Annotated in this window: 4 protein-coding genes; 3 read left to right on the forward strand and 1 reads right to left on the reverse strand. The window is 53.2% G+C overall.

Annotated features, from left to right (window positions below):
* Positions 1–215: 215 nt before the first annotated feature.
* Positions 216–1,031 carry an ammonia-dependent NAD(+) synthetase gene (gene nadE, locus KNP85_RS15545; RefSeq protein ID WP_029595764.1) on the forward strand — a complete coding sequence of 272 codons (816 nt, stop codon included), beginning with the start codon at positions 216–218 and terminating at the stop codon, positions 1,029–1,031.
* Between the two features lie 381 nt (positions 1,032–1,412).
* On the opposite strand, the gene KNP85_RS15550 is transcribed toward nadE, so the two are convergent.
* The gene (locus KNP85_RS15550) at positions 1,413–1,802 is read right to left on the reverse strand and encodes a disulfide bond formation protein B (RefSeq protein ID WP_214803931.1); all 390 of its coding nucleotides are present in this window, start codon (positions 1,800–1,802) and stop codon (positions 1,413–1,415) included.
* Between the two features lie 110 nt (positions 1,803–1,912).
* On the opposite strand from KNP85_RS15550, the gene KNP85_RS15555 reads away from it, so the two are divergent.
* Entirely contained in the window at positions 1,913–2,791 is an 879-nt protein-coding gene (locus tag KNP85_RS15555) for a transcriptional regulator CcpC (protein ID WP_021066984.1), read from the forward strand.
* The gene (locus tag KNP85_RS15560) at positions 2,788–3,909 is read left to right on the forward strand and encodes an N-acetyldiaminopimelate deacetylase (protein ID WP_021066985.1); all 1,122 of its coding nucleotides are present in this window, start codon (positions 2,788–2,790) and stop codon (positions 3,907–3,909) included. Before KNP85_RS15555 ends, KNP85_RS15560 begins: the two co-directional genes overlap by 4 nt.
* Positions 3,910–4,038 lie beyond the last annotated feature (129 nt).

Below are 4,038 nucleotides of genomic sequence, written 5' to 3' on the forward strand. Positions count from 1 at the left end.
CGCCCCTATCTGTTTATATCGAAATGTGCGTACGAACCCATAAAAAGGAGAAGAGGCCACCTGGCGCGAACGAGTCGCGCCAGGTGGCCTCTTTCTTATAAATCTACTGAGTTATGTCCCAGCCTCGTTTTGTTTCGGGAATGAAACAAGTTGACGGCATTCATAGATTGTCAGACAATTAGGCAAACCGATATCAGATAGGGAGGAAGTTGAGAATGCAGCAACATATTATTGAGACGACACACGTCAAACCATCCATCAACCCAGCCGAAGAGATTCGTCGCCGAATCGATTTTTTAAAGGCTTATGTCAAACGAGCAGGCGCGAAAGGGCTCGTCCTCGGCATCTCGGGAGGACAGGACTCAACGCTCGCCGGCAAGCTCTGCCAGCTGGCGATGGAAGAATTGCGTGAGGAAACAAGTGCGGACTTTACATTCTACGCCGTCCGTCTGCCATATGGCGAGCAACATGACGAGGCCGACGCCAAACGTGCCCTCGACTTCATTCGACCGGACAAAACGTTCACGGTCAACGTGAAACCGGCCGTCGATGCCTCAGCCAACTCGTTCCATGAAGCGACGGGACTCGAACTTGGCGACTTCCATAAAGGGAACACGAAAGCGCGTGAGCGGATGAAAGTGCAATACGACATCGCAGCCACGTACGGTGCCCTCGTCGTCGGTACGGACCATGCGGCCGAATACGTCACTGGTTTCTACACGAAGCACGGGGACGGGGCGGCCGACTTGACGCCGCTCACAGGATTGAACAAGCGCCAAGGGAAAGCGTTGCTCCATGAACTTGAAGCGCATGAGAGCTTGATTTATAAAGTGCCGACGGCTGATTTGGAAGATGACAAACCGGGACTCCCGGACGAGGTCGCTCTCGGGATGACGTATGATCAACTCGATGATTATCTCGAAGGGAAATCAGTCGATCCAGCCATCGCTGAACGGATTGAGACAATCTTCAAACGGTCGCGCCATAAACACCATATGCCGGCCTCGCTCTATGACGAGTGGTGGCAATGATCTTAAGAACCAGCCCCCGGCTGGTTCTTTTTTATGTGGTAACTTTCGAACCGTCCCGTTAGGCGCCCATGCTTTCAGCGGGCAATCCCGAAGCCTCCTCGCGCCGAATTCGGCACTGCGGGGTCTTCGTCGGATTGCTTTCCTGCATGAGTCAGGGCGCCACGGGCCGGATCGAAGGGACTTCCCTATGCTACAAATCAATCGATGCCAAAAGCCGGCAACCGAACTCCTAGGGGAGAGCGATGCAAGGACGACCCCGTAAAGCGCGATTCGCGCTGCGGAGGCATCCGCATCGCCCCAGAAACGAAGGATGCCGGCCAAAGCAATCGTAAATCAAACAAAAAAACCGGTCGGTAGACCGGTTCTTTTGTGTATCACAGATTAGCGCTTCGCGCGTGTCGGCACGAATTGGATGAGCAAGATGAGTGTGAACGCGATCAAGCTGAGCAGCGGGATCGTGATGAATCCGAAGTAGTTCACCCAACGAATCAAACAGTCGTTACTGCAGAACGCGTCGCCGTTTGGGATGCGTTCGAGAATGACGTGATAGAGGGCGATTGCCCAACCCGCCCCGGCCATGAGACCGACGAACAATTTGTTCACAGCACGGTTCGAGAGAAGCACCGTCAAGTAATAGATGGCGAGCGGATACATAAATATGCGTTGGAACCAGCATAACTTGCATGGCACGTACAGCATGATTTCCGAGAAATAAAGACTGCCGAGCGTCGCGATGGTGGCGACAATAAAGGCAAAATGATGACGTTGCATCTGATTTCCTCCTGACGATTCAAAACTAATCGACAAACATGATATGATACAGTGAAGCAATAACGTATCCAGTATACAATCTTTGAAACGATAGAGAAATAGGTGACGTCATGCAAGTATCAGAAGTGGAAGTGTTAATCGTCCTCGCCGAAGAGTTGAATATGCGGAAAGCGGCGGAGCGCTTGTTTGTCTCCCAGCCCGCACTCAGTCAGCGCCTCGTCACAATCGAGCATCAGTGGGGCAAGAAAATTTTTGTCCGTTCGACCCGGGGCCTCGCGCTCACGCCGGACGGTGAAAAAATCATCGACTTCGCGAAGAAGATGTATAGCGAGGAGCAGGAGCTGCGTGGGGAGTTGACAGCGCAACAAGGTGAGGTGTACGGTACATTAAAAATCGCCGTCGCATCCATCATGGGTCAGTATTGGCTACCGCGCGTCTTGAAGCGATTCGTCGAGCGGTATCCATCGGTTCGAGTCAAACTCGTCACGGGCTGGTCAAGCGAGATGATGCGCTATATGCTAGAGGAAAATTTCCATATCGGCATCATTCGCGGGAATCCGGATTGGCGCGGCGAGAAGATGAAATTGTTCTCAGATTCGCTTCACCTGGTCGACTTGCGGATGACCGATTTGAAACAATTAAAAAATAACGAGCGTTCGTTCATTCAATTCAAGAGCGACTCGACGTATTATCAAGAAATTTTGGAGTGGTGGCAAGAGCGCTTCTCGAGCCCGCCGCTCACGACGCTCGTCGTCGACCAAATCGAGACGTGCAAACAGATGGCGTTACACGGAATCGGATTCGCGATTTTACCTGAGTCGACGATTCGCGATGTCGAGGCGATCAATAAGATTCCGCTCACGTCGTCGGATGGGATTCCGCTCGTCCGGGATACGTGGATGTTATCGACCGAGTCGATGCTCGAGTTGGCGCAAGTGAAGGCGTTTTGGGAGATTGTTGATGAAGTGACGAAGGAGAGTGTGGAATGAGTTGGGCAATTGAGGCAAGACGGCAATTACATTTGATTCCAGAACGAGGTTATGAAGAGTTCAAGACACAGGCGACGCTTGAGGAACTGATTCGATCCTTGAACTCGCCGCGCGTGCACATCTCGCATTGGCGTACCGGTTTGTTCGTCCGCATCGACGGGCTTGTCGGTGAAAAGACGATTGGTTACCGGGCCGACATGGACGGCTTACCGATCACCGAAGAGACGGGCCTCGAGTTTGCCTCGGTCCATGAAGGGATGATGCACGCCTGTGGCCATGACGTTCATATGGCAATCGCTCTCGGGTTGATTAAGCGAGCCGTCGAAGAGCCGCTCGACCATCACCTCGTCATCTTCTTCCAACCAGCCGAAGAAGGTCCGGGCGGTGCTGAACCGATGGCCATGTCGGAACTGTTCTATCATTTCCGCCCCGATGCGATGTTCGGACTTCACGTCGCACCAGAATATCCTGTCGGCACGATCGCGTCGCGTCCAGGTGTTTTGTTCGCGAGTGCGCGCGAGTTGCATTTGACGATTCATGGGAAAGGCGGGCATGGTGCCTTCCCACACGCCGGAATTGATGCCGTCATCGTTCAGGCCGCGTTGATTATGCAGCTGCAAACAATCGTCTCGCGGAACATCGACCCGATGGGCAGCGCGGTCATCTCGATCGGGAAAGTGATGGCTGGGACGAAAGAGAACATCATCGCGGACACGGCGAAGCTTGACGGTACGATTCGGGCCTTGTCGGACAAGGAGATGGTCGTGCTCGAACGACGCATCCGTCAAATCATCGCCGGGGTGGAGATGACGTATAACGTCCACATCGACCTCGAGTTCGGCAACCGGTACCACGAGGTCGTCAACGACGAACGTTATTTGTTCCAATTCGAAGAAGCGGTCGAGGAAGTCGGATACTCATACAAGACGTGCGTACCGGCCATGACCGGTGAAGATTTCGGATACATGCTGAAACAAGTTCCAGGCTTTATGGTCTGGCTCGGCGTGAACGATATGGGGTCGGGACTTCACCAATCGACGCTCAACCCGGATGAGCGGGCCATCGATGTCGCCATCGAGCTGTTCGATCATTTCTTTAGAACGGCCATCATTAAATGAAGCGAGGCTGGGACATAACTAGCCAGTTCTAAAGTATTTCAATCAAAAAGAGGGGTCCGGTCACCGATTTTCGGTGACCGGACCCCTTCTTTGTACTTCGGGCGACAACGGTGGCGATGAACTTCCGCA

Source organism: Exiguobacterium sp. s194 (genome assembly GCF_018618275.1).
Taxonomy (GTDB): domain Bacteria; phylum Bacillota; class Bacilli; order Exiguobacteriales; family Exiguobacteriaceae; genus Exiguobacterium; species Exiguobacterium chiriqhucha.